This window comes from Mycobacterium sp. NGS62 (assembly GCF_059812285.1).
On sequence record NZ_JCALCK010000003.1, the window covers coordinates 286,897 to 309,194 of the forward strand.

24 protein-coding genes and 1 tRNA gene are annotated in these 22,298 nt (G+C 64.6%); 14 read left to right on the top strand and 11 right to left on the bottom strand.

Translation table 11 applies throughout. From position 1 onward, the window contains the following. Positions 1 to 20: 20 nt before the first annotated feature. Positions 21 to 1,268: an aminodeoxychorismate synthase component I gene (locus tag AC5Y49_RS10805; RefSeq protein ID WP_499886783.1), complete on the top strand. Its 1,248-nt coding sequence runs from the start codon at positions 21 to 23 to the stop codon at positions 1,266 to 1,268. Here AC5Y49_RS10805 and rsmI read toward each other — a convergent pair. Next, complete coding sequence (gene rsmI, locus AC5Y49_RS10810; RefSeq protein WP_499886785.1) at positions 1,224 to 2,054, bottom strand: 16S rRNA (cytidine(1402)-2'-O)-methyltransferase; 831 nt, start codon at positions 2,052 to 2,054, stop codon at positions 1,224 to 1,226. The two genes, AC5Y49_RS10805 and rsmI, sit on opposite strands and share 45 nt — an antisense overlap. 24 nt (positions 2,055 to 2,078) lie before the next feature. On the opposite strand from rsmI, the gene AC5Y49_RS10815 reads away from it, so the two are divergent. Together AC5Y49_RS10815 and AC5Y49_RS10820 are read left to right on the top strand one after the other, a co-directional pair. After that, the gene (locus tag AC5Y49_RS10815; RefSeq protein ID WP_499886787.1) at positions 2,079 to 3,626 is read left to right on the top strand and encodes a dolichyl-phosphate-mannose--protein mannosyltransferase; all 1,548 of its coding nucleotides are present in this window, start codon (positions 2,079 to 2,081) and stop codon (positions 3,624 to 3,626) included. 106 nt (positions 3,627 to 3,732) lie between these two features. After that, positions 3,733 to 4,611, top strand: coding sequence for a type IV toxin-antitoxin system AbiEi family antitoxin (locus tag AC5Y49_RS10820; RefSeq protein ID WP_499886789.1), 879 nt, complete (start codon positions 3,733 to 3,735; stop codon positions 4,609 to 4,611). Positions 4,612 to 4,647: 36 nt separating this feature from the next. Here the strand turns inward: AC5Y49_RS10820 and arcA are convergent, their stop codons facing one another. Then, on the bottom strand, positions 4,648 to 5,856 hold the full coding sequence (arcA, locus tag AC5Y49_RS10825) for an arginine deiminase (RefSeq protein WP_499886791.1): 1,209 nt from the start codon (positions 5,854 to 5,856) through the stop codon (positions 4,648 to 4,650). Positions 5,857 to 5,903: 47 nt separating this feature from the next. Between arcA and soxR the strand changes: the two genes are divergently transcribed. After that, entirely contained in the window at positions 5,904 to 6,338 is a 435-nt protein-coding gene (soxR, locus tag AC5Y49_RS10830; RefSeq protein WP_499886793.1) for a redox-sensitive transcriptional activator SoxR, read from the top strand. A 32-nt stretch (positions 6,339 to 6,370) separates the two neighbouring features. Beyond that, on the top strand, positions 6,371 to 6,967 hold the full coding sequence (locus AC5Y49_RS10835; RefSeq protein ID WP_499886795.1) for an alpha-ketoglutarate-dependent dioxygenase AlkB: 597 nt from the start codon (positions 6,371 to 6,373) through the stop codon (positions 6,965 to 6,967). A gap of 1 nt (position 6,968) precedes the next feature. Here AC5Y49_RS10835 and AC5Y49_RS10840 read toward each other — a convergent pair whose 3' ends face one another. Beyond that, positions 6,969 to 7,613 (bottom strand): DUF5642 family protein, encoded by a 645-nt coding sequence (locus tag AC5Y49_RS10840; RefSeq protein ID WP_499887254.1) that lies wholly within the window; start codon positions 7,611 to 7,613, stop codon positions 6,969 to 6,971. Positions 7,614 to 7,639: 26 nt separating this feature from the next. Next, positions 7,640 to 8,296 carry a DUF5642 family protein gene (locus AC5Y49_RS10845; protein WP_499886797.1) on the bottom strand — a complete coding sequence of 219 codons (657 nt, stop codon included), beginning with the start codon at positions 8,294 to 8,296 and terminating at the stop codon, positions 7,640 to 7,642. 39 nt (positions 8,297 to 8,335) lie between these two features. Between AC5Y49_RS10845 and AC5Y49_RS10850 the strand changes: the two genes are divergently transcribed. Continuing rightward, positions 8,336 to 9,307: a linear amide C-N hydrolase gene (locus AC5Y49_RS10850; RefSeq protein WP_499886799.1), complete on the top strand. Its 972-nt coding sequence runs from the start codon at positions 8,336 to 8,338 to the stop codon at positions 9,305 to 9,307. A 3-nt stretch (positions 9,308 to 9,310) separates the two neighbouring features. Here the strand turns inward: AC5Y49_RS10850 and pat are convergent, their stop codons facing one another. Next, entirely contained in the window at positions 9,311 to 10,309 is a 999-nt protein-coding gene (pat, locus tag AC5Y49_RS10855) for an acetyltransferase Pat (protein WP_499886801.1), read from the bottom strand. Positions 10,310 to 10,422: 113 nt separating this feature from the next. On the opposite strand from pat, the gene gdhA reads away from it, so the two are divergent. The 6 genes from gdhA to AC5Y49_RS10885 are packed head-to-tail and all read left to right on the top strand — an operon-like array spanning position 10,423 to position 15,147. Next, on the top strand, positions 10,423 to 11,766 hold the full coding sequence (gene gdhA / locus AC5Y49_RS10860) for an NADP-specific glutamate dehydrogenase (RefSeq protein ID WP_499886803.1): 1,344 nt from the start codon (positions 10,423 to 10,425) through the stop codon (positions 11,764 to 11,766). After that, positions 11,766 to 12,512 (top strand): class I SAM-dependent methyltransferase, encoded by a 747-nt coding sequence (locus AC5Y49_RS10865; protein WP_499886805.1) that lies wholly within the window; start codon positions 11,766 to 11,768, stop codon positions 12,510 to 12,512. The genes gdhA and AC5Y49_RS10865 overlap by 1 nt, the downstream gene beginning before the upstream one ends. 23 nt (positions 12,513 to 12,535) lie before the next feature. Further along, positions 12,536 to 13,000: a hypothetical protein gene (locus AC5Y49_RS10870; RefSeq protein ID WP_499886806.1), complete on the top strand. Its 465-nt coding sequence runs from the start codon at positions 12,536 to 12,538 to the stop codon at positions 12,998 to 13,000. Positions 13,001 to 13,029: 29 nt separating this feature from the next. Beyond that, positions 13,030 to 13,638, top strand: a complete 609-nt coding sequence (locus tag AC5Y49_RS10875) for a cysteine hydrolase family protein (RefSeq protein ID WP_499886808.1) — start codon at positions 13,030 to 13,032, stop codon at positions 13,636 to 13,638. 58 nt (positions 13,639 to 13,696) lie between these two features. Then, a complete protein-coding gene (locus tag AC5Y49_RS10880) occupies positions 13,697 to 14,326 on the top strand; it encodes a TetR/AcrR family transcriptional regulator (protein WP_499886810.1) in 630 nt (209 codons plus the stop codon). Then, positions 14,323 to 15,147 carry a hypothetical protein gene (locus AC5Y49_RS10885; RefSeq protein ID WP_499886812.1) on the top strand — a complete coding sequence of 275 codons (825 nt, stop codon included), beginning with the start codon at positions 14,323 to 14,325 and terminating at the stop codon, positions 15,145 to 15,147. The genes AC5Y49_RS10880 and AC5Y49_RS10885 overlap by 4 nt, the downstream gene beginning before the upstream one ends. 14 nt (positions 15,148 to 15,161) lie before the next feature. Here AC5Y49_RS10885 and AC5Y49_RS10890 read toward each other — a convergent pair whose 3' ends face one another. Continuing rightward, complete coding sequence (locus tag AC5Y49_RS10890; RefSeq protein WP_499886814.1) at positions 15,162 to 16,385, bottom strand: cytochrome P450; 1,224 nt, start codon at positions 16,383 to 16,385, stop codon at positions 15,162 to 15,164. Positions 16,386 to 16,575: 190 nt separating this feature from the next. On the opposite strand from AC5Y49_RS10890, the gene AC5Y49_RS10895 reads away from it, so the two are divergent. Both AC5Y49_RS10895 and AC5Y49_RS10900 read left to right on the top strand, forming a co-directional pair. After that, on the top strand, positions 16,576 to 17,121 hold the full coding sequence (locus tag AC5Y49_RS10895; protein WP_499886815.1) for a TetR/AcrR family transcriptional regulator: 546 nt from the start codon (positions 16,576 to 16,578) through the stop codon (positions 17,119 to 17,121). A gap of 546 nt (positions 17,122 to 17,667) precedes the next feature. Next, positions 17,668 to 17,907 (top strand): hypothetical protein, encoded by a 240-nt coding sequence (locus AC5Y49_RS10900; protein ID WP_499886817.1) that lies wholly within the window; start codon positions 17,668 to 17,670, stop codon positions 17,905 to 17,907. A gap of 122 nt (positions 17,908 to 18,029) precedes the next feature. Here the strand turns inward: AC5Y49_RS10900 and AC5Y49_RS10905 are convergent, their stop codons facing one another. From AC5Y49_RS10905 to glp, 5 genes are all read right to left on the bottom strand, one after another. Further along, complete coding sequence (locus AC5Y49_RS10905) at positions 18,030 to 18,716, bottom strand: hypothetical protein (RefSeq protein WP_499886819.1); 687 nt, start codon at positions 18,714 to 18,716, stop codon at positions 18,030 to 18,032. A gap of 399 nt (positions 18,717 to 19,115) precedes the next feature. Beyond that, positions 19,116 to 19,188, bottom strand: a tRNA-Ala gene (locus AC5Y49_RS10910). A 44-nt stretch (positions 19,189 to 19,232) separates the two neighbouring features. Continuing rightward, positions 19,233 to 20,177: a divisome protein SepX/GlpR gene (gene sepX / locus AC5Y49_RS10915; protein WP_499886821.1), complete on the bottom strand. Its 945-nt coding sequence runs from the start codon at positions 20,175 to 20,177 to the stop codon at positions 19,233 to 19,235. Between the two features lie 166 nt (positions 20,178 to 20,343). Beyond that, complete coding sequence (locus AC5Y49_RS10920) at positions 20,344 to 20,997, bottom strand: GNAT family N-acetyltransferase (protein WP_499886823.1); 654 nt, start codon at positions 20,995 to 20,997, stop codon at positions 20,344 to 20,346. Positions 20,998 to 21,016: 19 nt separating this feature from the next. Beyond that, a complete protein-coding gene (glp, locus tag AC5Y49_RS10925; RefSeq protein WP_499886825.1) occupies positions 21,017 to 22,279 on the bottom strand; it encodes a molybdotransferase-like divisome protein Glp in 1,263 nt (420 codons plus the stop codon). Between the last annotated feature and the right edge of the window lie 19 nt (positions 22,280 to 22,298).

Genomic DNA, 22,298 nt, shown 5'->3' on the forward strand with positions numbered 1-22,298 from the left:
GCGTCTGCAAAGCTGGGTTGGTGCGAATCGACCGGCTCGGCGATCTCGGCGGCGCCGCCGCTGTGCTGCGTGCCGTCGGTGCGGCCGCGCGGCGGCGCGGTCTTCCGCCGCCGGCCGCGCTGACCGGCGACTGGTTCGGCGCGCAGGCAGTCATCGCACCCAGCGTGTCGGTGCAACCGGTCGACGCCGCCGACGCCTTCGCCGTCCGCCCGGGTTCCGGCACCGGCGCGGTGGGCGGGGGCTGGGTGGGCTACCTGTCCTACCCCGATCCCGGCGCCGACGGGCAACCGCCCCGGATTCCCGAAGCGGCTGGCGGGTGGACCGACTGCGTGTTGCGCTATGACCGCGGCGGGCGGTGGTGGTACGAGAGCCTGTCGGGTGCGGCGATGCCGGGATGGTTGGCGGAGGCACTGGCCACGCCGGCGCCGGCACGGACGTGCCGGATCGATTGGGACGCCGGCGACCGGACCGCCCACCGCGCCGGAGTGCTGGCCTGCTTGGAGGCCATCCGCGCCGGGGAGGTTTACCAGGCGTGTGTGTGCACGCAGTTCACCGGCGCCGTCAGCGGGGCGCCGCTGGACTTTTTCGTCAACGCCGTCGAGCAGATGGACCCGGCCCGGGCGGCCTATCTCGCCGGGCCGTGGGGCGCCGTGGCGTCGCTGTCACCGGAGTTGTTCCTGTGCCGGCGCGGTGCCGTCGTGACCTCCAGTCCGATCAAGGGCACGTTGCCATTGGACGCGCGTCCGTCGGCGCTGCGGGCTTCGGTCAAGGACGTGGCCGAAAACATCATGATCGTCGATCTGGTTCGCAACGACCTGGGCCGGGTGGCTGTCACCGGAACGGTCACGGTGCCCGAGCTGCTGGTGGTGCGGCCCGCCCCGGGCGTCTGGCATCTGGTGTCCACGGTCGCGGCATTGGTGCCCGTCGACCTGCCGACATCGGCACTGCTGGACGCGACCTTCCCGCCCGCCTCAGTCACCGGGACTCCGAAACTGCGGGCCCGTCAGCTGATTTCGCAGTGGGAATCATCGCGACGGGGAGTCTATTGCGGCACAGTGGGTTTGGCATCACCGGTCGCCGGTTGTGAGCTCAACGTAGCCATCCGGACCGTCGAGTTCGATGCCTTCGGCAACGCGGTGTTGGGGTCGGGCGGTGGCATCACCGCTGATTCCGACGCCGACGGGGAATGGGACGAGTGCCTGCACAAAGCGGCGCCGATCCTGTCAGCTTCTCGACCGCAGGACCGCGTCGTAGAGCTCACGCCGTGACACCGACGTATCGCCGATTACCTGCGCACACGCATCTTTGACGCGAATCCCTTGGCGCGTCAGGTTTTCCACCTCAGCCACTAGAGCTGTCATGTCTGCCCGCGGCTGTGCACCGGCCAGCACTACGGTGATCTCGCCCAGCACGCCGTCGGCCGCCCAGGCCGCCAGCTCGGCCAGCGTCCCGCGCACTACTTCCTCGTGCACCTTGGTCAGCTCGCGGCACACCGCCGCGCGCCGTGTCTCGCCGAGCTGTTCCACGGCGTCGTGCAGACAGGCGGCCAGTCGGCGCGGCGACTCGAAGAACACGCAGGTACGCCGCTCCTGCCCCAGCGACGCCAACCAGGATCGGCGCGCCGACTGCTTACGCGGTGCGAACCCTTCGAAGCAGAACTTGTCCGACGGCAGCCCCGACACCGCCAGCGCGGTGGTCACCGCCGACGGCCCGGGCAGACACGTCACCTCCAGGCGGGCGTCGACACACGCCGCCACCAACCGGTAGCCCGGGTCGCTGATCACCGGCATCCCCGCGTCGCTGACCACCAGCACCGTCGCGCCGGCGGTGATCTCGTCGACCAGCGCGGGCACCCGGGTGTCCTCGTTCTGGTCGTAGAGGCTGACCACCTTGCCGGCGATGCGGACCTCGAGCGCGCTGGCCAGCGTCCGCACCCGCCGGGTGTCCTCGGCGGCCACCACGTCGGCAGACCCCAGGGCGGCGATCAGCCGCGGCGAGGCATCCGACGGCTGGCCCAGCGGGGTGGCGCCCAGCAATAGTCGGCCAGCGGTCATGGGCCACAGCCTACGATCGTTGTGATGACCGCCCCGCCCGTCGACGTCGCCGCCGAGCGGACAGTTCCCGTCATCAGCCCCGGCCCGCTGATGCCGGTGGCCGATTTCGGGCCCGTCGACCGCCTGTACGGCTGGGCGGTGACGGGAGCAATTACCGCGCTGGCGGCGGTGACGCGTTTTGTGAACCTGGGCTCACCGACCGATGCCGGCACCCCGATCTTCGACGAGAAGCACTACGCGCCGCAGGGCTGGCAGATGCTGCACAACCACGGCGTCGAGGACAACCCTGGGTTTGGCTTGGTCGTTCATCCGCCGGTCGGCAAGCAACTGATTGCGCTCGGTGAGGCCGTCTTCGGCTACAACGGGGTGGGTTGGCGGTTCACCGGGGCCTTGCTCGGCGTGATTCTGGTGGCGTTGGTGGTGCGGATCGTGCGTCGGATCAGCCGTTCGACGTTGGTCGGCGGAATCGCCGGATTGCTGCTTATCGCCGATGGTGTCAGCTTCGTGGCGTCTCGGACCGCACTGCTGGACGGCTTTCTGGCGTTCTTCGTGGTCGCGGCCTTCGGCGCGTTGATCGTCGACCGTGACCAGGTTCGCGAACGTATGCACATCGTTTTGCTCGAGGGCCGCAGCACCGAGACGATGTGGGGGCCGCGGCTGGGGGTGCGGTGGTGGCGGTTCGGTGCCGGCGTGCTACTCGGATTGGCTTGTGCCACAAAGTGGTCGGGTCTGTACTTTGTGATGTTCCTCGGGTTGATGTCGTTGGCGTTCGACGTCGCCGCACGCCGCGCCTATCGGGTGCCGAGGCCGTGGCTCGGGGTTTTGCGCCGCGACTCGGCGCCCACGGCATATGCGCTGCTGCTCATTCCGTTCGCGGTGTACTTAGCTTCCTATGGGCCGTGGTTTGCCTCCGAGACCGCGATCAATCGCCACGAAGTCGGCCAGTCGATTGGCCCCGAGGCATCCTTCCCGATGCCGGATGCCATTCGCTCGCTGTGGCATTACACGTTCAAGGCCTACCAATTCCATTCCGGGCTGACGAATTCCGCTGGGAACTACCACCCGTGGGAATCCAAACCGTGGGCCTGGCCGATGTCGCTGCGACCGGTGCTCTACGCCATCGACCAACAGAACGTCCCCGGTTGCGGCGCGCAGTCGTGTGTCAAGGCGGTGATGCTGGTCGGTACCCCCGCGATGTGGTGGCTTTCGGTGCCCGTGCTCTTTTATGCGGCGTGGCGAATGCTGGTGCGGCGAGACTGGCGCTATGCCGCGGTACTGGTCGGCTACTGCGCGGGCTGGCTGCCGTGGTTCGCCGACATCGACCGGCAGATGTATTTCTTCTATGCCGCCACGATGGCGCCGTTTCTGGTCATGGCTATCGCATTGGTGCTCGGCGACATCCTGTACAAACCTCGCCAAGGTCCCGAGCGACGCGTGCTCGGCCTGATCGTCGTATCGGCTTACGTGGCTTTGGTGCTCACCAACTTCGCGTGGCTATTTCCCGTGCTCACCGGTCAGCCGATTTCGCAGTCCACCTGGAACATGGAGATCTGGCTGCCCAGCTGGCGTTAGTGGTCTTTCCCGCGAGCCAGAAGCCACGGCTGCTAATTGGCGTTATCCACAGCCTTAGCTTCTGTTTGGCGGCTCGGCGTCGGTAACCGGGGCCATGATCACGCGCATGAGTGCACCCTTCATTGGAAGTGAAGCGTTGGGCAGCGGCTCACTAACCCGCGGCGAATTGCGCTGGAACTACCGGCCCATCTTTCCGGATATCTACGTCCCGAAAGAAATGTGTCGATCGTTAGAGGACATGGCGGCCGGCGCATGGCTGTGGTCGGGCCGTCGGGCCGTGATCACCGGGCGCGCGGCGGCCGCCCTGCACGGGGCGAGATGGGTTGATGAGCACGCGCCGGTCGAATTGCTTTGGCGGAACAACCATTACCCTCCCGGCACTATCGCTCGAGCCGAGCGATTCCAACCCGACGAGGTGACGTCTATTAGAGGCTTGACAGTTGCCACGCCGGCGAGAGCCGGCTACGACCTGGCTCGATACCTTCGGCGCACCATGGCTGTCGCCCACCTTGACGCGCTGGCCCGCGCAACAGGCATCACCCAAGCAGACCTGATGGACCTGATCCATCGCTATTCCGGTGCACGTGGGAACAAACGCGCGCGACCACTGATCAGCCTGATGGACGCCGGTGCTGAATCACCAAAGGAATCTTGGCTGCGGCTACTGCTGATCGATGCTGGACTCCCCCGGCCTAAAACGCAGATTCGAGTGTCCGATGGCCACGCCGTCGCCTATCTCGACATGGGTTGGGAAGAGCCGATGGTGGCCCTCGAATACGACGGTGACCACCATCGCACAGACCGACAGCAATATGTGAAGGACATCCGGCGAGCGGAGATGTGCGGCGGCCTAGGTTGGCGCGTGATCAAAGTGATCAACGAGGATCGGTCTTACGGCATCATCGAGCGGGCACGGAACGCGCTTGCCTGCCGCGGGTATCCGCTGCCGCCGCGAAACAGAAGCCAGGGTCGCGAAGCGGCCTGAATCACAGCCGTGACTTCTGTTTCGCGGACAACGAGATCAGAGCGGGTCGCGGGCGACGGGGCAGGACATACAGCGCGGCCCGCCGCGCCCGGTGCCCAACTCGGAGGCGGCGATGGTGAGCACCTCAATCCCCGCCTCCTCGAGGCGGGCATTGGTCCGCACGTTGCGCTCATAGGCGACGACGACACCGGGCGCCAGCGCCAACGTGTTGTTGCCGTCGTCCCATTGTTCGCGTTCGGCGATAACGGGATCCAGGCCGGTGTCAATGACCCGCAGCTTGTCGATGCGCATCGCCGCAGCAGCAGCATCGACGAACGGGGCCTCGTCGGAGATCTTCACGCCGTCAGGTGTGCGGGCAATGGTGAACGCCGCCAACGTGTCGACGATGTTGGCATACATCACCACCGCATCGGTGTCGACCATGGTGCAGACCGTGTCGAGGTGCATCTGTGCACGCTTCTGCTCGATCGGTACCGCCAGCACGACCTCGGCGAGATCATCGTCGAACAGGCTGCGCGCCAACGCTTCAGCACCTGCCGGCGTGGTCCGCTCCCCTACTCCGACCGCGACGACACCCGGGGCCAACAGCAGCACGTCGCCGCCTTCGACGGGCGCGGTGTGCGATTCGTAGGCCCGCCGCACCCCGGTGAACCGCGGGTGGTGGGCATAGATCAGGTCCGTCAACGACGCTTCGCGGGCCCGCGCCGGTAGCGCCAACGACGGGATGACCACCCGCGGCCCGATGAAGATCGACGAATCGCGGGTGAACACCAGATTGGGCAACGGCTCGATGACGTAGTCGGCGCCGTGATGCATCAGGCGTACCAGCGACACGTCCGACCGGGTATCCGGCGGCAGCTCGGCAAAGGTCATACCGGCCATCAACACATGGGCCAACGCCGCCGGCTCCAGTCCGCGCAGATAAGCTGAAAGCTCTTGCACCAGCGGCAATCCCAGCCGTCGTGCGTCAACGGCAGCGGCGATCCCCTGCATCCGGGCAGCACCACTTTGCAGAGCTTCGGTGAGCAGATCGGCCAGCAGCACCACTTCGACACCCCGCGACCGCAGCAGCTCGGCGAACGCGTCGTGCTCTTCTTGTGCACGTGCGACCCAGGGCAGCCCGTCGAACAGCAGCCTGTCGTTGTTGCCCGGCGTGAGCCGACGCAGTTCGGCACCCGGCCGGTGCAGGATGACCGTCTGCAGCGTCCCTGTCTCCGAATTGCAGCCCAGCTGGCCGGCACTCACAGTTAGCACCGTAACGCCTGACCTCACCTCAAGTATTGTTTAGGTATATGGATGCCCACGAGCTCCTTCCCGGCGAACTGGCCGCCCGGGCAGGCGTCGCAATCTCGGCTCTGCACTTCTACGAGCGGCAGGGACTGATCACCAGCCGTCGCACCTCGGGCAATCAGCGGCGCTATGGCCGGGAGACCCTGCGGCGCGTCGCATTCATCCGGATGTCGCAACGACTGGGCATCCCGCTGGCCCGGGTGCGAGAGGCACTGGCCACGCTGCCCACCGATCGCGTGCCCACCAGCAAGGACTGGGCGCGACTGTCGGCCGGGTGGCGCGCCGACCTCGACGACCGGATCCTGCACCTGCAGCGGTTGCGCGACAATCTCGCCGACTGCATCGGATGCGGTTGCCTGAGCCTGCGCAGTTGTGCACTGTCCAACCCTGGCGACGTGCTCGCCGAACAAGGCCCCGGCCCGGTCCGCCTGCAGTAGGCTTCGAACGTGCGTGCGATAAACTGGTAGCCGTGGCGATACCGGTACAGGAGTCGCTGTTCGACTGCAACGAGCGCAGAGCGCTCGGCGATGGCGCCTGGATCGACATTCGGTCCGGCTGGCTAACCGATGCCGATGCTCTGTTCGACGAGCTGATGAGCGCTGTGCCGTGGCGCGCCGAACGGCGCCGGATGTACGACCACGTGCTCGACGTGCCGCGACTGGTCAGCTTTCACGACCTGGCCGTCGAGGATCCGCCGCATCCGTCATTGGCGAAGCTGCGGCGCCGGCTCAACGACATCTACGCCGGCGAGTTGGGCGAGCCGTTCACCACGGTCGGGCTGTGCCTATACCGCGACGGGTCCGACAGCGTTGCCTGGCACGGTGACACCATCGGGCGCAGCAGCGCTGAGGACACGATGGTGGCGATCGTCAGCCTCGGCGCGATCCGCACATTCGCGTTGCGGCCACGTGGCGGCGGGCCGTCACTGCGGTTGCCGCAGGGCCATGGCGATCTGCTGGTCATGGGCGGATCATGCCAACGGACCTGGGAGCACTCGGTGCCCAAGACGTCGGGCTGCGCGGGCCCGCGAATCAGTATCCAGTTTCGGCCCCGCGACGTGCGCTAGGTCAACTCCGGACGGCGGCAACCGCTTTGACCAGCAGGTCACGGGCTCGCGAGGTGTCGACGGGAGCGACCGGCTTGTCCGGCACCACCAACGGGTTGGCGGTCACGATGACCTGGTAGTCGCCGAAATGCGCCGAGTAGTTATACAGCTCGCCGGTGCGCGCCTGCCCGTCGGTCATGGTTTGGACCTTGCGGTGCACCCCCAAGGTGCGTGTCCCGTCGATCTGCGGCACGTCGACGACCTCGACGAAACCGTGCACCGGGCCGCCGAAGAATTCGATTTTCGTGCAGTTTCTCCCCGGGTCGTTGAACGGCAGAGCTTGAGATGTCTGTAAGGCGATAGTGATGAACCGGTTGCCGCTGCCCTCGGCCGACACCGCAGCCATGTTGCCCTGCACCCCCGACGGCATCTGTTGGCCTACCACGAATTTCGCGCAGTCTGCAGGTTTGAACTGCAGTCCCTCGGGCAGCTTGTGCGAGGACAGCAGCTTGGGGTCGATCCCCGTCTTGGGAATGTCTTTGACGCGGAAATCAGGGCCGAAGCTCGACTTCACTGCGGATACCTTGGTGATGTCGGCGGAAACGGGGGCGTGGGAAGCGCAGGCAGCCAGCCAGCACACGCATCCGATTGCAATCGCCCAGCGCATCACCGTGGCAATCTAACTCACCGCGATCAGCTGCGTAACGCGGACACCGTCTTCACCAGCAGCTCGGCAGCTGTCTGCGGTGTCAGCGATGGATGCGGCGAGCCCGGGTCGGTGACCACCGCGGCGAATGCGTAGTAGTCCCCGAGATATGCGGTGAAGGTCGTTGTCCCGGAGCTGATTTCATTGCCACCTTCGACCGATGTCGTGGTCTCGGTAGCCATGCCGAGAGTCGCGGCGCCGTCGATGTCAGGCGCCGCGATGAGGTGTACTCGCGCGCTGGCGCGCCGGTGAGCCATGGTCCATTGCGGGCAGTCGGCCATTAGCGCGCGATCCAGCTGCACCGGTGCGGCGGTGACCACCGCGTAGATGATGCCGCCGGCGCCGGAACCCGACACGCCTTGCGAGGATTGGAAGTGACCGTCGACCGGGTCTGCCAGCGCGGCGCAGCGCGGCGGATCGGCAGTCCACTCGCCGGCCAGGCCCCAGATGGCCGGTGGTGCGGCGATATCCGAAACGCCACGCACTTCGTAGCCGGGCGGCAGCTCCCGGCCCACCCGTTTGATATTGGCGGGACGAACCGGGTGAGTCGACGTGCTCGCCGGCGGTGCCGGCCCGGGCCCTGGCGAGTGGGCGCAGGCGGCGGTCAATGCGGCCGCCGCCGCAGCGATCCACACTCGCCGCATGCGACGTTGATACCAGAGCCGAGAAGATATGGTTCGGCCATGTGCACCCGCGTCTTATGGAACACCAACGACCTCGCCGTGTTGACCGGACGCAGTATGGATTGGCCGGAGTCAACCCAGCCGCTGATCGTGGCGTTCCCCCGCGGGCGGCAGCGAGACGGCGGCGCGCTGGCCGGCACGACGATCGTCGACGAGAACGCGCTGCGCTGGACCAGCCGCTACGGCAGCGTGGTCAGCACGGTCTATGGCATCGGCAGTATCGACGGCGTCAACGAGCGTGGGCTCGGTGCGCATGGGCTGTATCTGAAGTCGACCAGCTTCGGCCAGCGGGATACGTCCCGACCGGGGTTGCAGACGGGCTTGTGGGTGCAGTATCTACTCGACCAGGCCGCCACCGTCGTCGAGGCGCTGAGCTTGATGGACGGTGTTCAACTGGTCATGGTCGGTGCCCACGGCCGCGACGCCACCATCCACCTCGCTATCGAGGACGCGTCGGGCGACTCGGCGATCATCGAGTTCGCCGACGGTACGCAGGTCGTGCACCACGGCCGGCAGTACACCTTGATGACCAATGACCCAAGTTACGACGAGCAGCTGGCCCTGCTTGGCAAGCAGGACTTTTCCCATCCCAGTCGGGATATGCCGCTGCCCGGCAACGTCAACCCGGTCGACCGCTTTCAACGTGCCGCCTATTACTCGGCGCTGTTACCCGAACCGGAAAGCCAACGCCAGGCAGTGGCGTCCGTGATGGCGATCATGCGGAACGTCTCCGTGCCCTTCGGCGCGCCCTACGGCGAGTTCGGCGTCTACAACACCGAATACCGCACGGTCACCGATCACACCCACAGAATGTATGTCTTCGAACTGTCCACCAGCCCTAACACCATCTGGGTCGAACTGGACGGACTTGACTTGACCGCCGATGCCGAGCCGCAAGCGATTGATCCCTACGACCACTCACTGATCGGCAACGTCACTGCGCATTTCATCCCGCACCAGTTACCGTTTTGATTTTCAGCCGACAGCCCTGATCACTTGGCGGGCAACGCGTTTGAGGTGACTGATCATGTCGCATTCAAGTGGCAGGTCGCTCGGATCGGGTACCTCGAAGACGGTGGTGACGACGCCGACGTCGTCGCGTTCCCAAAATGCGCCGTAGCGGTCGATGATGCTCCGCATCGGCAAGTTGTCGGAAAGCACTCGCGCGGTGAATTTCTCGATTCCAGCGACGTGCGCGGCAACCGATAACGCCGCGATCAAAAACGTGCCGATGCCGCGCCCCTGGTAAGCGTCGGCCACGGTGAACGCGATCTCCGCGACGACGGAATCGTGGTTGTCACGGACGAAGCGGGCGTCGGCGACGGGATGGCCCTCGGCGTCCGTGATCACCCACACGAAATGGTCGACGTAGTCGACCTCGGCCAGGTAGTCCATCAGCCCCGGGCTGGGAATCCGAGGCGACATGAACCTGCGGTACAGCGTCTCGCTGGAGAACCGGACGTGTCCTTGCATGGTCCTTTCGCTATCCCCGGGCAGCACGGGCCGAAGCAGAAGTTCCGTGCCGTCCGGGACCTGGATTCGCAGCGGCGTGATGAATGCGGCCAGCCGCTGGCGCACGGTGCGGACCAGTCGCTCCATGACACCGGGAATGTGCACCATTCGAACGAACGCATCGTTGTCGCCGATCCAACCGGTCAGCGCTTCGGTTGCGGTCACGGTGGCCGTGCGAGGGATGTCACGCAGCAGGGCGATTTCGCCCACGATCATGCCGGCGGAGACCTCCTCGACGGTGGTGACGCCGTCGTCCCCGACATGCTTGACCTCAACGGCACCGGTGGAGATCAACAGAAACGAGACCGCCTGCTCTCCTTGCTGCATGAGCACCTGGTTGGCGGCGGCGCGCAGGGGCTGCAGGCTGGCGGCTAACGGCATCAAGTTCTCGGTTGGGCAGCCCGCGAAGACCTCCATGGCAGCGAGTTCGTCGGCGCGCAACGCCGTCGCCTCGGTCGCCATGAACTGTCGCCCCCTATCCGGTGCGCCAGTTCGCACACCCCTGGTCGCAGCGCGATTGTTGCCCAGGTTATGGCGCGGGTTCGGGCCGCGGCAAGGACCGATAACCTTTAACGGTGCTGGACGAAAAGCTGCACGACGTCTACGACGAAGTGCTACGCCGTGACGCGGGCGAGACGGAATTTCACCAAGCTGTCTACGAGATCCTCAGCAGCCTGGGGCCGGTGGTGGCCAAGCACCCGCAGTACGCCGACGCTGCCGTCATCCGGCGGATGTGCGAGCCGGAACGGCAGATCATCTTCCGCGTTCCCTGGGCCGACGACGCCGGCGTCGTGCAGATCAACCGCGGCTTTCGGGTCGAGTTCAACTCCGCGCTCGGCCCCTACAAGGGCGGGTTGCGCTTTCATCCGTCGGTCTACCTGGGAATCATCAAGTTCCTCGGATTCGAGCAGACCTTCAAAAACGCACTGACCGGCATGCCGATCGGCGGCGGTAAGGGCGGGTCGGACTTCGACCCCAAGGGCCGCTCGGACGCGGAAATCATGCGCTTTTGCCAATCGTTCATGACCGAGCTCTACCGGCACATCGGCGAATACACCGACGTCCCGGCCGGTGACATCGGGGTCGGCGGCCGCGAACTCGGTTACTTGTTCGGCCAGTACAAGCGCATCACCAACCGCTACGAATCCGGCACCTTCACCGGTAAAGGCGTGACCTGGGGCGGTTCGCAGGTCCGCACCGAGGCCACCGGCTACGGCACCGCATTTTTCATCGACGAGGTGCTCAAAGCGGCCAATCAATCCTTCGACGGCAAGCAGGTGGTGGTGTCGGGGTCGGGCAACGTCGCAATCTATGGGATCGAGAAGATCCATCAACTCGGCGGCAATGTGATCGCCTGCGGGGATTCCTCCGGGTACATCGTCGACCACAAGGGCATCGACCTCGAGCTGCTCAAGGACGTCAAAGAAGTGCGCCGGGAGCGGATCAGTGCCTATGCCGAGTCCCGCGGCGGCGAGTCACACTTCATCGGCGGCGGTTCGGTGTGGGAGGTACCGTGCGACATCGCCGTGCCCAGCGCTACCCAGAATGAGCTCAACGGATCGGATGCCGCCCGCCTGATCAAAGGCGGCTGCCGCATCGTTGCCGAAGGCGCCAACATGCCCTGCACTCCGGACGCGGTCAAACTCTTCGCCGAAGCCGGGGTGGTTTTCGCGCCCGGAAAGGCGGCCAACGCCGGCGGGGTGGCCACCAGCGCGCTGGAAATGCAGCAAAACGCGTCGCGCGACTCGTGGACGTTCGAAGACACCGAACAACGCCTGGCCGAGATCATGCGCCGCATCCACGACCGTTGCCTGGCCACCGCCGATGAATACGGCAAGCCCGGCGACTATGTGGCCGGAGCCAACATCGCCGGCTTCACCCAGGTTGCCGACGCTATGTTGGCGCTCGGCCTGATCTGATGGACGTCAGCGACGATCCGATCGGAGCGACCCGCGATCTGCTGACTCTGCCCGCGTCCGAGCGCCATGGTTTCCTCGACGTGTTGGGGGAATCGACGGCGGCCCCGGTGCCCACGTTTGCCCAGCGGGCGATGAACAGCCCCTTGGTCGCGACGGTGTATGAACGACTGTGGCGGCCGGTGTCGTTCTATGTCGCCAGCGGGATCACCACCGGCGCCGAGCAACGCCGCGCGGCCGCGGCGTTGCAGTTGTCCTCGGCGACTAGGCTGCTCGACGTTGCCTGCGGCCCAGGCAATTTCACCGGTGAACTGGCGAGGCGACTGCCCGCCGGTGGCCTTGCCGTGGGGTTCGACATCTCCGAGCCGATGCTGAGCCGCGCGGTGCTCGACAACCGCGGGCCGGGCACCTGCTATGTCCGCGGCGATGCCCGCACGTTGCCGTTCGCTGACGAAACGTTCGACGCTGTCTGTTGTTTCGGTGCGCTGTACTTGATGCCCGAACCGTTTCGAGTCGCCGAGGAGATGCTGCGAGTGTTGCGGCCGGGCGGACGGATCGCAATCCTCACCAGCTATGCCGGGCAAGTAGCACCGCTCCGGAATGCCTTGGGGGCGGGCGCCCGCGTGATCGGGGTGCGCATGTTCGACCGCGACGAGTTCGTCGACTTTTTCACCACGGCCGGGCTGGTCGACGTCGAGCAGCAGACTCAGCGGGCGCTGCAATTCGTGACGGCAACTAAACCCGCGTAATGCTGGCCGACTAAGGAGATCTCATGCCCGGAATCACCGCAATGGCTCTGGCCGGCGCTCCCGTCGTCGGGGGTGCGCTGCTCGGCCTGGTGGCCGGCAACCTGCGCCCACCTGATCTTCGTGCCAGCATCAAAAGCGATCTGGAATTGCTCAAACTGCTGCCGCCGGAAGATGACGAGCGACGCGTCGAGTTGCAACGCGTCATCAACATGCGCATTGACGATCTGGTTACCAGTGTCGACCGCAACCGCGAGATCCGAGACTTGGCAACGTCGTACCAGGGCAATTGGCGCGACATCGTGGTCTTTGTCTGCGCCGTACTGTTCACTTTCGTGTGGTGGAACGTCAGCCACAGCCGCGACAACTGGCTGGTGACGTTTGTCGCGCTCATCGTGTTGTCGATCTTGGCGGCGATTTATGCTGCGCGCGGGATTGTCCGAGGTATCGCCACTTACCTGCACTCACGCCGGGGCCGCGTCAGCGGATGACGAGGCGTGCCGTAGAGGATGATGACGCCGTGATCTATAACAGGGACCGCACCGCGCTGGTCGTGATTGATCCGTACAACGATTTCATTTCCGAGGGCGGCAAAGTATGGGATCGCCTCCGGGGTGTTGCTGAAGCTAACCAGTGCGTGCCGCACATGAGTCAAGTCCTCGAAGCCGCGCGCACCGCTGACATCCGCGTCTTCTATGCGCTTCATCACCGGTATCGCCCTGGCGATTACGAGGACTGGGCGTACATTGCACCGATTCAGAAAGCAGCGTGGTCGCGAAAAAGCTTCGAATACGGGACTTGGGGTGGTCAGATCCGCGAGGAGTTCGAACCCCGTCCGTCCGATATTGTTGTCCAAGAACATTGGTGCTCCAGCGGTTTCGCCAACACCGATCTGGATCTTCTCCTCAAAAGGCACGGCATTCATCAGCTGATCATGATGGGGCTCATCGCGCATACCTGCCTCGAGGCGACGGTGCGGTACGGCGCTGAACTGGGCTACCAAGTCACCGTGGTCAAGGACGCGACCGCGAGCTACTCCGATACGGAGATGCATGCGGCCCTAGAAGTCAACATTCCCAATTACTCCACCGACGAAATCGTCGAGGCGCTGTCGTCACTGCCCGCGTAGTCGCTTTTCATTGACGGCCGTCATTGACGGCCGTCAGCGACGGGTATACGGTGCCCAGATGCGGTCGCTGCACGCCGCCCCGGAATCAAGTTCACCGGCTGGTGGCGTAAGAGAAGCCCGACGGCTCGAAACCCGGGCGCGTCTGTTCGACGCCGCGCTGGCCGAAATCGGCCGCTCGGGCTTGGCGGCCGCAGACGTCACTGCCATCGCCAACACGGCCGGCGTGGTGCGCGGAACGTTTTACTTCCACTTCCCGACCAAGGAACACGTCCTCGTCGAACTGGAACGAAACGAACAGGCCCAGATCGTCACCGAACTGCGCGACGCGTTGACCGACGACGACGACTTGATGTCAGTACTTCTACAGCTGGTGCGTCACGTCCTGGCAGCAGAACGCCGCTTGGGACCCGTCGTCTTTCGCGACATGTTGGGTTTGCACTTCTCATCGACGCGGCCCGTGGAAGACGAAGTGGCAGAGCACCCGTTGGCGCAGTTCGTGATCGGGGCGATCACCGCAGCGCAACAAGTGGGACGGGTTCCCTCGGATGCGCACGCCAATGAACTTGGCGTGTTCTTCCTGGCCGGACTCTTCGCGCTACTCGCAGCTGGCGTACAGGACTCTGCGACGGCGGATGCCGTGCTGAGCCGTTATGTGACAACGATCGTCAAAGGAATGGAGACACGATGACCACCACAGGTATCGAGGGCTACCGGGACTTCCTGCGCAGGCGCGACGGAGAAGCTGACCTGCTCAATAGACGCTTGGAAAACCGCGAACAGTTCTTCAGGCACCTTGAAACCCATCCGGTACGTTCGGGCCATCCCGCAGACCGCGCGACCTTCCTGCGCAACCTGCGCCGTCGAAAACCCGAACCGGGCTTGGACCGCAAGATGCTGTTCCTGTTGGCCACCGCCAAACTGAACCAAGCTGAGCGGTTCGGCGTAGGGCTTGGCGAAACCTACGGAATGAACAGCAACGAGGACCTGCCGCCCGAGCGGGTGTATCTCGAACTCGAAGAGCATTACCACACCCGGCTTCTCGCATACGTGTTGGACGTTTTCGACCTGACGTTCCAAGTGGTCCCGCCGCCGTTCGTGATGCGCCAATTCGTCAAGACTGGCGTCTTTCTCCCTGAGCGGCTTGGGATCTTGTTCGTCGGCGCGGCCGAGATGGCCGGGTGCGTGATGTTCGACGAACTGCGCCGCGCCGGTCTCGAACTATTCGCCGACGAGCCGGAAGTCTGCGAACGCGTCGAGCGCCTCTACAGCGAAATCCTCATCGACGAAGTAGGTCACGTCGGCTACTGCGCCTCACGATGCACTACCGCTGAGCGAGCGATCATGCGTCGGGTCTATCCACTGATCGGACGCCTGGTTGCGCGCCAGACCGCTGAAATCAACCTTCTCGTCGATCCCACGACACTCCGCGCTCGCCTCGATCGACCGTTTAATGTCGACGAACTCACCGCCGGACTGCACAACGAAACGTACCTCGTCGCCCATCCCTGACCCGTCGCGCAGCCTCAGTCATACGCAAGCTGTAGGCGCTCCAGGCGTCGCACCAGAAGACTCGGGAGCCACGTCCCGACATCGGCGGCCGCGATATTCGACGTCCGTTCGAGGAGCTGCGCGAGCACGATTCTCGCCTCCAGTCGGGCGAGCGCCGCGCCGACGCAGAAGTGGATCCCCTTGCCGAAACTGATGTGCCCCTTCCCCGCAGGCCGGTCAAGTCGAAACTGACCGGGATCGTCGAAGTGTGACGGGTCGCGGTTGGCCGCTCCCCACAGCAGCAGGAGTCGCGAGCCCGCGGGCAGTTCGACGCCGCACAGTTCGGTGTCGTTGACGACATGTCGGTAGTGACCCCGAAAAGGTGGTTCATAGCGCAGCACCTCTTCGAGAAACATCCCGAGCTGTTCGGGTTGATCGCGCACCTGCCACTGGATGTCCGGTTGCGTCGCCAGAACCCATGCGGCAGAACCGATCAGAGAAGCCGTAGATTCGCCGCCTGCACTGAAGAGGATGATCATCATGGCCACCGCCGCCAAGTCGTCCAGTTCGCCGGCGGCGCAGGCGTTGGCGAGGTCGCCCAGCAGATTGTCGTGTGGATTGGCCACCGCCTGCTGGAACTGTTCGGTGATGTAGCCGCTGAGTTCCATCACGGCGGCGGCCGCGGCATCCAGCTGTTCCTGGGAGACCAGTCCTTCGACTACTTGGGTCGCCGAGTAACCCCATTGGATGAGCTTGTCGACATCGGCGGCGGGAACCCCCCCGATGATTCTGCCGACGATCATCATCGGTAGCCGGTTCGCCATCGCGCTCATCCATTCGATACGTCCGTGCTCCGCACGGGTATTCCAGATCTCAGCGGCGGTATCGGCGATGAACGGTTCGAAGGCGCGGATGCGCTTGGCTGCGAGTTGCGGCAGCAGTAACTTCCGATGCACCGAGTGGGCAGGTTCGTCAGCAGTGGCCAATGCCTGGGAGGGTCCGCCAAGTTCCCCGACGTGGAACGCGGTGACGGAGCTTCCGGGCTGATACATCATCGTCGCGGTCAGGTTGGACGAGAAGTCGTCGCAGCGCGTAACCGCCTCGTTGACGGCGTCCCAACTACTCACGGCGTAAAAGCCCGACGCTCCGATCCGATGGACATGCCCGGTCTCGTGCATCTGCTCGTAGAGCTGGTGCGGGTTCTGGATGAATTGGTCGTCAAACAGCGCGAGGCCGAGGCCACCGTCCAGCGATGTCATTCCTCAACGCTGAGCGACAACGGCGTACCGCGTCAATCGGAGTCCATGAAGTTGCGAACCGCGGTGCAGGGCTCGCGTTAGGGCTGTCTCATCAGAGCCGAGCTACCAGTAGAAATGGCTGAGACATAGTGGCAGGATTGTCTCAGACTTGAGAACACATGTACTTCATGGCGCACGGAGGTGGGCGGCGATGGTTCGCGATGACTGGGTTGTCGGTGGCGACCGCCGAGCGGCAGCGGCCGATCGCATTTACGCTGCTGCCACCGATCTCGTAATACGAGAAGGCCTGGATGCGTTCGACATCGACACCTTGGCCAACCGGGTCCACTGTTCACGAGCCACCATCTATCGCTACGCGGGAGGCAAAGCTCAAATCCGCGACGCTGTGCTGATCCGCCTTTCAGCGCGGATCATTGAGACGGTTCGGCGTGCCGTCGATGGGCTGAGTGGTCCGGAGCGGGTCATCACCGCTGTCACCGTAGCGCTCCAGCAGATCAGGTCTGACCCGCTACGGCGCCTGATGGCAACTCCAGGCAGCCGCCCGGATCTAGACGAGTTGCATTCATCGCCGGTGCTCAGTCACCTTGCCGCCGAGCTCACCGGAATCACCGACGACGATCCGCAAGCGGCGCAGTGGATCGTCCGGGTGGTGCTGTCGCTGGCCTACTGGCCGATCGCAAGCCGTCGCGCGGAACAACAGGTGCTGCAGCGTTTCGTGTCTCCCGCCTTCACCTGATGAACGAGTCTCGAAGACGCGCAGCCAACGGGGGTCGAAAGTAACAACGGATCATCAGGGAGGCGCTAGGGGCCTGGCCATTCATAGCGACTGACGTCATCCCTTAGTTACGCCCATACGCCGCGGTTGTTTAGTGGGCGACGGACGTCGGCTCATTATCGTGAGAGCATTCCTTCCGTATTCGCGTATTTCTTCGGGAATTAATTGCCACGACCGGTGGCTTGGATCTTTCAGCTCTGCGGCAAGTAGCTGTATTCGACCTCTGTCACTGCCACGTTCGAGCCGTTCAACCTCACGCGACGGATCTTCGACTGTGCATGACAACAATGCGGCATCGTCCACGTGCCGATCACGGTCACGCGAGTCCTCCTTGTAGGCAGCACTTTTCAAGACCAATGCGCCAAGCGCATCAGGAATACTGAACGTTAGGTTGTTCTCGCCTTCGCGCTCAATCGTACAGTCCACAGTGTTTCGTAGTGCCGAGGTACCGCCCGGAACTTGGAATACCTGGTGCCCGAGCACTTTCGGTACATAATCTGGCGCGAGATGATCCGCAACCATCACGTCAACGCGATCAGCGTGCCCGCGCGCAAATCGATGTACTGGGTTCGCTTTCCGAAGTGGAAGTTGCATTTCGTAGCCGAGGCCCTCAAGAGCCTTCCTCGCGTCGGGGAAGGTGATTGCACCGGTCTCGATATGCAGGATCATGTCAATGTCCGTTGTCGTTCTCTGAACGGCAAGGCCCGCATGGGCAACATGCAACTGAACCATGAGGCCGCCAATTAGCGTCCATCGATCGCCTGGAATGACCCCAACCAACTCGACTGCTTGCGGCCACGGAGGACCCCAACCGCCCGCCGGCATCGGTATCGACCATTGCGGACGGTCAGGGGGAGTCGCCATGGGCGCTATGCCGCCACAGCGGCAATCAGAGCGCCTGCTTCTTGCAATCCCGCGACGCTTTCTCGTGTATTAAGAGAGCCTGCCAGATCCAAAAAGACTGCCGCACGGGGAGTGATGCCGTCTTCAAACGCATCCTCGACGCTCACGCCCCGTAGGGTCACGTTTCCCGAAGGATCCTCGACCAGCCCGAATTTTTCCTGCAGGATTTCCAACTCCGACAGCGGTATATAGCCGTCGAGATGTCGTGTCGCCCTGGTCAGTCCCAATATCCCCAGCTGTGCGTCATTCAAAGCTGAGCTACCCGTGGGAATTACGTACGACCCAAGGTCATCGAGCATGGATTCCCGACCGCGAAAACGCCTTACCCAGGCGCGATGCGCCGCAAGGTGGTCAAGGTCTTCGACCGTGACCCGCCGAAGTCGATGCATTAATCGCGTTCGCTCCGGCGACGACAGCCAACCCGCCTCTTTCCCCGACAAAAGGTTGAGAGCTGCCCAAACGACTCTCTCTGACCAGGGCCTTCCCTGGCGTCTACGACCGCGCGCTAGCCGATGCACTTCCGCTGCGTCGAGCACCAAAGTCCTGCCCATGTAACGCGAACCCTGAATCCGGCCTTCAGCAGCCAACCGACGCACTTCACGCGTCGACACACCCAGGATCTCGGATGCGACATGCGAGGTTATGTCAGTCATACACATATGATCCTTTATCGGATGATATGTGTCAATAATACGATGTCAGGCTATGTGAAATCGACCGGGCGGCCCTGGGGCCGGCATCTTAAACCGCTCGGGCGTGACGGCTGCGCCGTCTCGAGGCGCTCGGGCCGACGCACCTCCACCTACGACGAGGGCCTCCACGGTGTCGTTTTAGGACCCGTTGCGGCGTCGAACCGTTCCAACAAATCCGGACTGAATATCGCATTGCTCTCTGTGGGGGCCTATTAGAGCGTGAGGCACGTTTTAGGAGGACGTGGCCCAAGCGTGCAACCCATTCGTTAAGGCCGCAACTCAATTCCACAGTGCATCACGCGCTGCGGACGATTGAAGTTCCCTAACGGCCCGTATGCGCCCTGAACTGCTGAAACTCGGTGGAGCTAAGGGGAATCGAACCCCTGACCTACTCGATGCGAACGAGTCGCGCTACCAACTGCGCCATAGCCCCTGACCGCTAGCAGGCTACCAGTCGCCAATCGACTGGCCGAATTGTTACTGGCCGACCGCTCGCGGCAGATCGCGGTGCCAGCCGTAATCACGCGCGTAAGGCGCATAGTCGAGATGCTCGAAGATCGGGTCCTCGTCGTCGATCTCCAGCACGACCGCGCCCGGGCGTCGTAGCCGCGACGGCACCACGTCGAATTCCCGGTCGTAGGTGTTCTCGACGCCGAGCCGCGACCGCGCCATCCGCTGCGTCCGCCGGCGCCGCACCCGTGCCTCGATGCGGGTCTGGCGGCGCAGATACGCCAAATACAGCATCGTCACTGCGCCGGTCGATCCGCAGACCCACCACGCCGACGGCGTCAACATGAACGCCGCGGCAGCCGAGGCCGCCAGCATCAGCGCCATCGCCACCAGCATCCGCTTACGGAAGGCGTACTTGCGGGCGCTGACCGCCGCGGCCTTCCTCGCGTCGTAGCCGTGTCGCCGCGAGATCGCCGCGGTCGCTCTGGTTTCCGGCTCCTCGGCCACCGGTATTCCGGAGGTGTCGGCGACGTATTCGTACTCGTCGTCCTGGCCGTCCTCGTCGTCGTCGTATTCGGCGATCGCGTCCGCGACGACGGGCTCGTCTTCCTCGTCGACTACAACGTCGTCCTCGGAGACCTCGGTCTCCACCAGTTCGGATTCGGCTTCGACAACCACAGCCGCCGGCGCCGCGACAACAATTTCCGCCGTCGGCGACTCGTCCACGTCGTCATCGAGGTCGTCGAACGCGTCTTCCTCGGGCTGCCAATCGGGGTCACTGCGATGGCCCGCCGCCGGCCCGCCGCGCCTGAGCAGGCGCGCGGCCGTGCCACTGTTGAGCACACGGGTCGCCAATGCCACATCGCTGGTCCGTCGCACGGCGTCGCGTTTGCTGACCAGCATCGGGACCAGCACGAACAACCAGAGCACTACTAGCGAAATCCACAGCAGAGATTGCGGGATGCTTGGCATGGTGACCTGTCCTTTCCACGCCAGAATGGGCCGGTAGCCAGCGCGGCCTGTAAAGCGCGCCGAGCACAATTACACACCTGTAATTTGGCTGTGACAAGCACCAAACGCCACAAATGTCACATCTGTAACACATTGGTGGCAAAGTTTGGTGCGGGAGCCGAGCGGACTAAGCCCACCCGGCGTGCCCCCCGCGCACCAGGGTCGACGTCACCGATCCGTACACCTCTTCGGCGGTGAGCGCTACCAGCACATGGTCGCGCCAGGCACCGTCAACCTGGAGATACCGCCGCAGAAGTCCCTCCTCGCGGAAGCCGACCTTGGCCAGCACTGCCCGGCTCGCCACGTTCTCCGGGCGCACAGTGGCCTCCACACGATGCAGCCCCACCGGGCCGAAGCAGTGGTCAAGCCCCAGCGCCAGCGCCCCGGTGGCGACACCGGCGCCGGTCGCCTTACTGGACACCCAGTAGCCGATCCACGCCGAGCGCAACGCGCCGTGCGTGACGTTGCCGATGGTCAGCTGTCCACAAAACTGCCCGTCCAGCTCAATCACATAGGGCAGCATGCGGCCTTTGCGAGCTTCCGAGCGCAGGCTCGAACACACCGCCGGCCACGACGAAACCCCATGCCGTACAGACCAATCCGCCTCGGTGCTGGGCTCCCATGGTTCCAAGTGGGCACGATCGGCCAATCGGATACGGCTCCATTGCGCGGCGTCGCGCATCCGCACCGGACGCAGCCGGATCACCCCGGCCGCCACTCGCAGCGGGCCAACCACCATCGGCCAGCCGGGATGCTGGGAGCCGGAACGCCACAGGTTCACGAGGGACTGCCGCCGTGTCTCAGCCACGTTGAGCCAGGAACGCAACATCGACGATCTCGCCGGTTCGAATCTGCTCGGCCTCGCCGGGAACCACGACCAGGCAGTTGGCTTCCGCCAGCGTCGCCAACAGGTGCGACGAGGCGCCCGGTGCGCCACCCAGCGCCTGGACCAGGTATTCACCGGTGTCCTGGTCCCGCATCAACTGGCCGCGCAGATAGCCTTTGCGCCCCGGCACCGAGGTGATCGGTGACAGCGTCCGGGCCTGTACGACCCGCCGCATCGGCTGCCGCTTGCCCAGCGACAACCGGATCAACGGGCGGACCATCACCTCGAAGACCACCAGCGCACTGACCGGATTGGCCGGCAACAGGAAAGTCGGTATTCCTTCGCGGCCCAACTGACCGAAACCTTGTACAGATCCGGGGTGCATCGCGACCCGGGTGACTTCCATCTCGCCGAGCCGGCACAGCACCGAGCGCACCGCCTCGGCGGCCGCGCCGCCCACCGCGCCGGCGATCACCAAAATCTCAGCGCGGTTGATCTGGCCTTCGACGACATCGCGCAGTTCGCCGGGATCGTTGTTGACGATCCCGACTCGGTTCACCTCCGCGCCCGCGTCGCGACCGGCCGCCGCCAGGGCATAAGAGTTGACGTCGTAGACCTGCCCGTTGCCCGGAGTGCGCGAGATGTCGACCAGCTCACCGCCGACGGCCATCACCGACAACCGGGGCCGCGGATGCACCAGCACCCGCTCCCGCCCGACCGCGGCCAGCAGCCCGACCTGGGCGGCGCCGATGATCGTCCCGGCCCGGACCGCGACGTCGCCTGGTTGCACATCGTCGCCGGTGCGCCGCACGTAGGCCCCCGAGCGCACACCGCGCAGCACCCGCACCCGCGACTCCCCGCCGTCGGTCCAGCGCAACGGCAACACCGCGTCGGCCAAGGTCGGCAACGGGGCCCCGGTCTGCACCCGCGCGGCCTGCCGCGGCTGCAGCCGGCTGGGCGTGCGCGCGCCGGCCTCGATGGCCGCCATCACCGGGAGCGTCACGTCGCCGCGGGCGTCCTCGTCGTGACCGTTATCGGTATCACCGACGCCGAGCACGTCGACGCTGCGTACCGCATAGCCGTCGATCGCGGCTTGGTCGAAGCCGGGCAGCGGGCGCTCGGTCACTACCTCTTCGGCGCACATCAGTCCCTGCGCCTCGGCGATCGCCACGCGCACCGGTCTCGGTGCCACCGCGGCAGCCGACACCCGGGCCTGCTGCTCTTCCACCGAACGCACAGCGCGCCTTTCTGCCGTC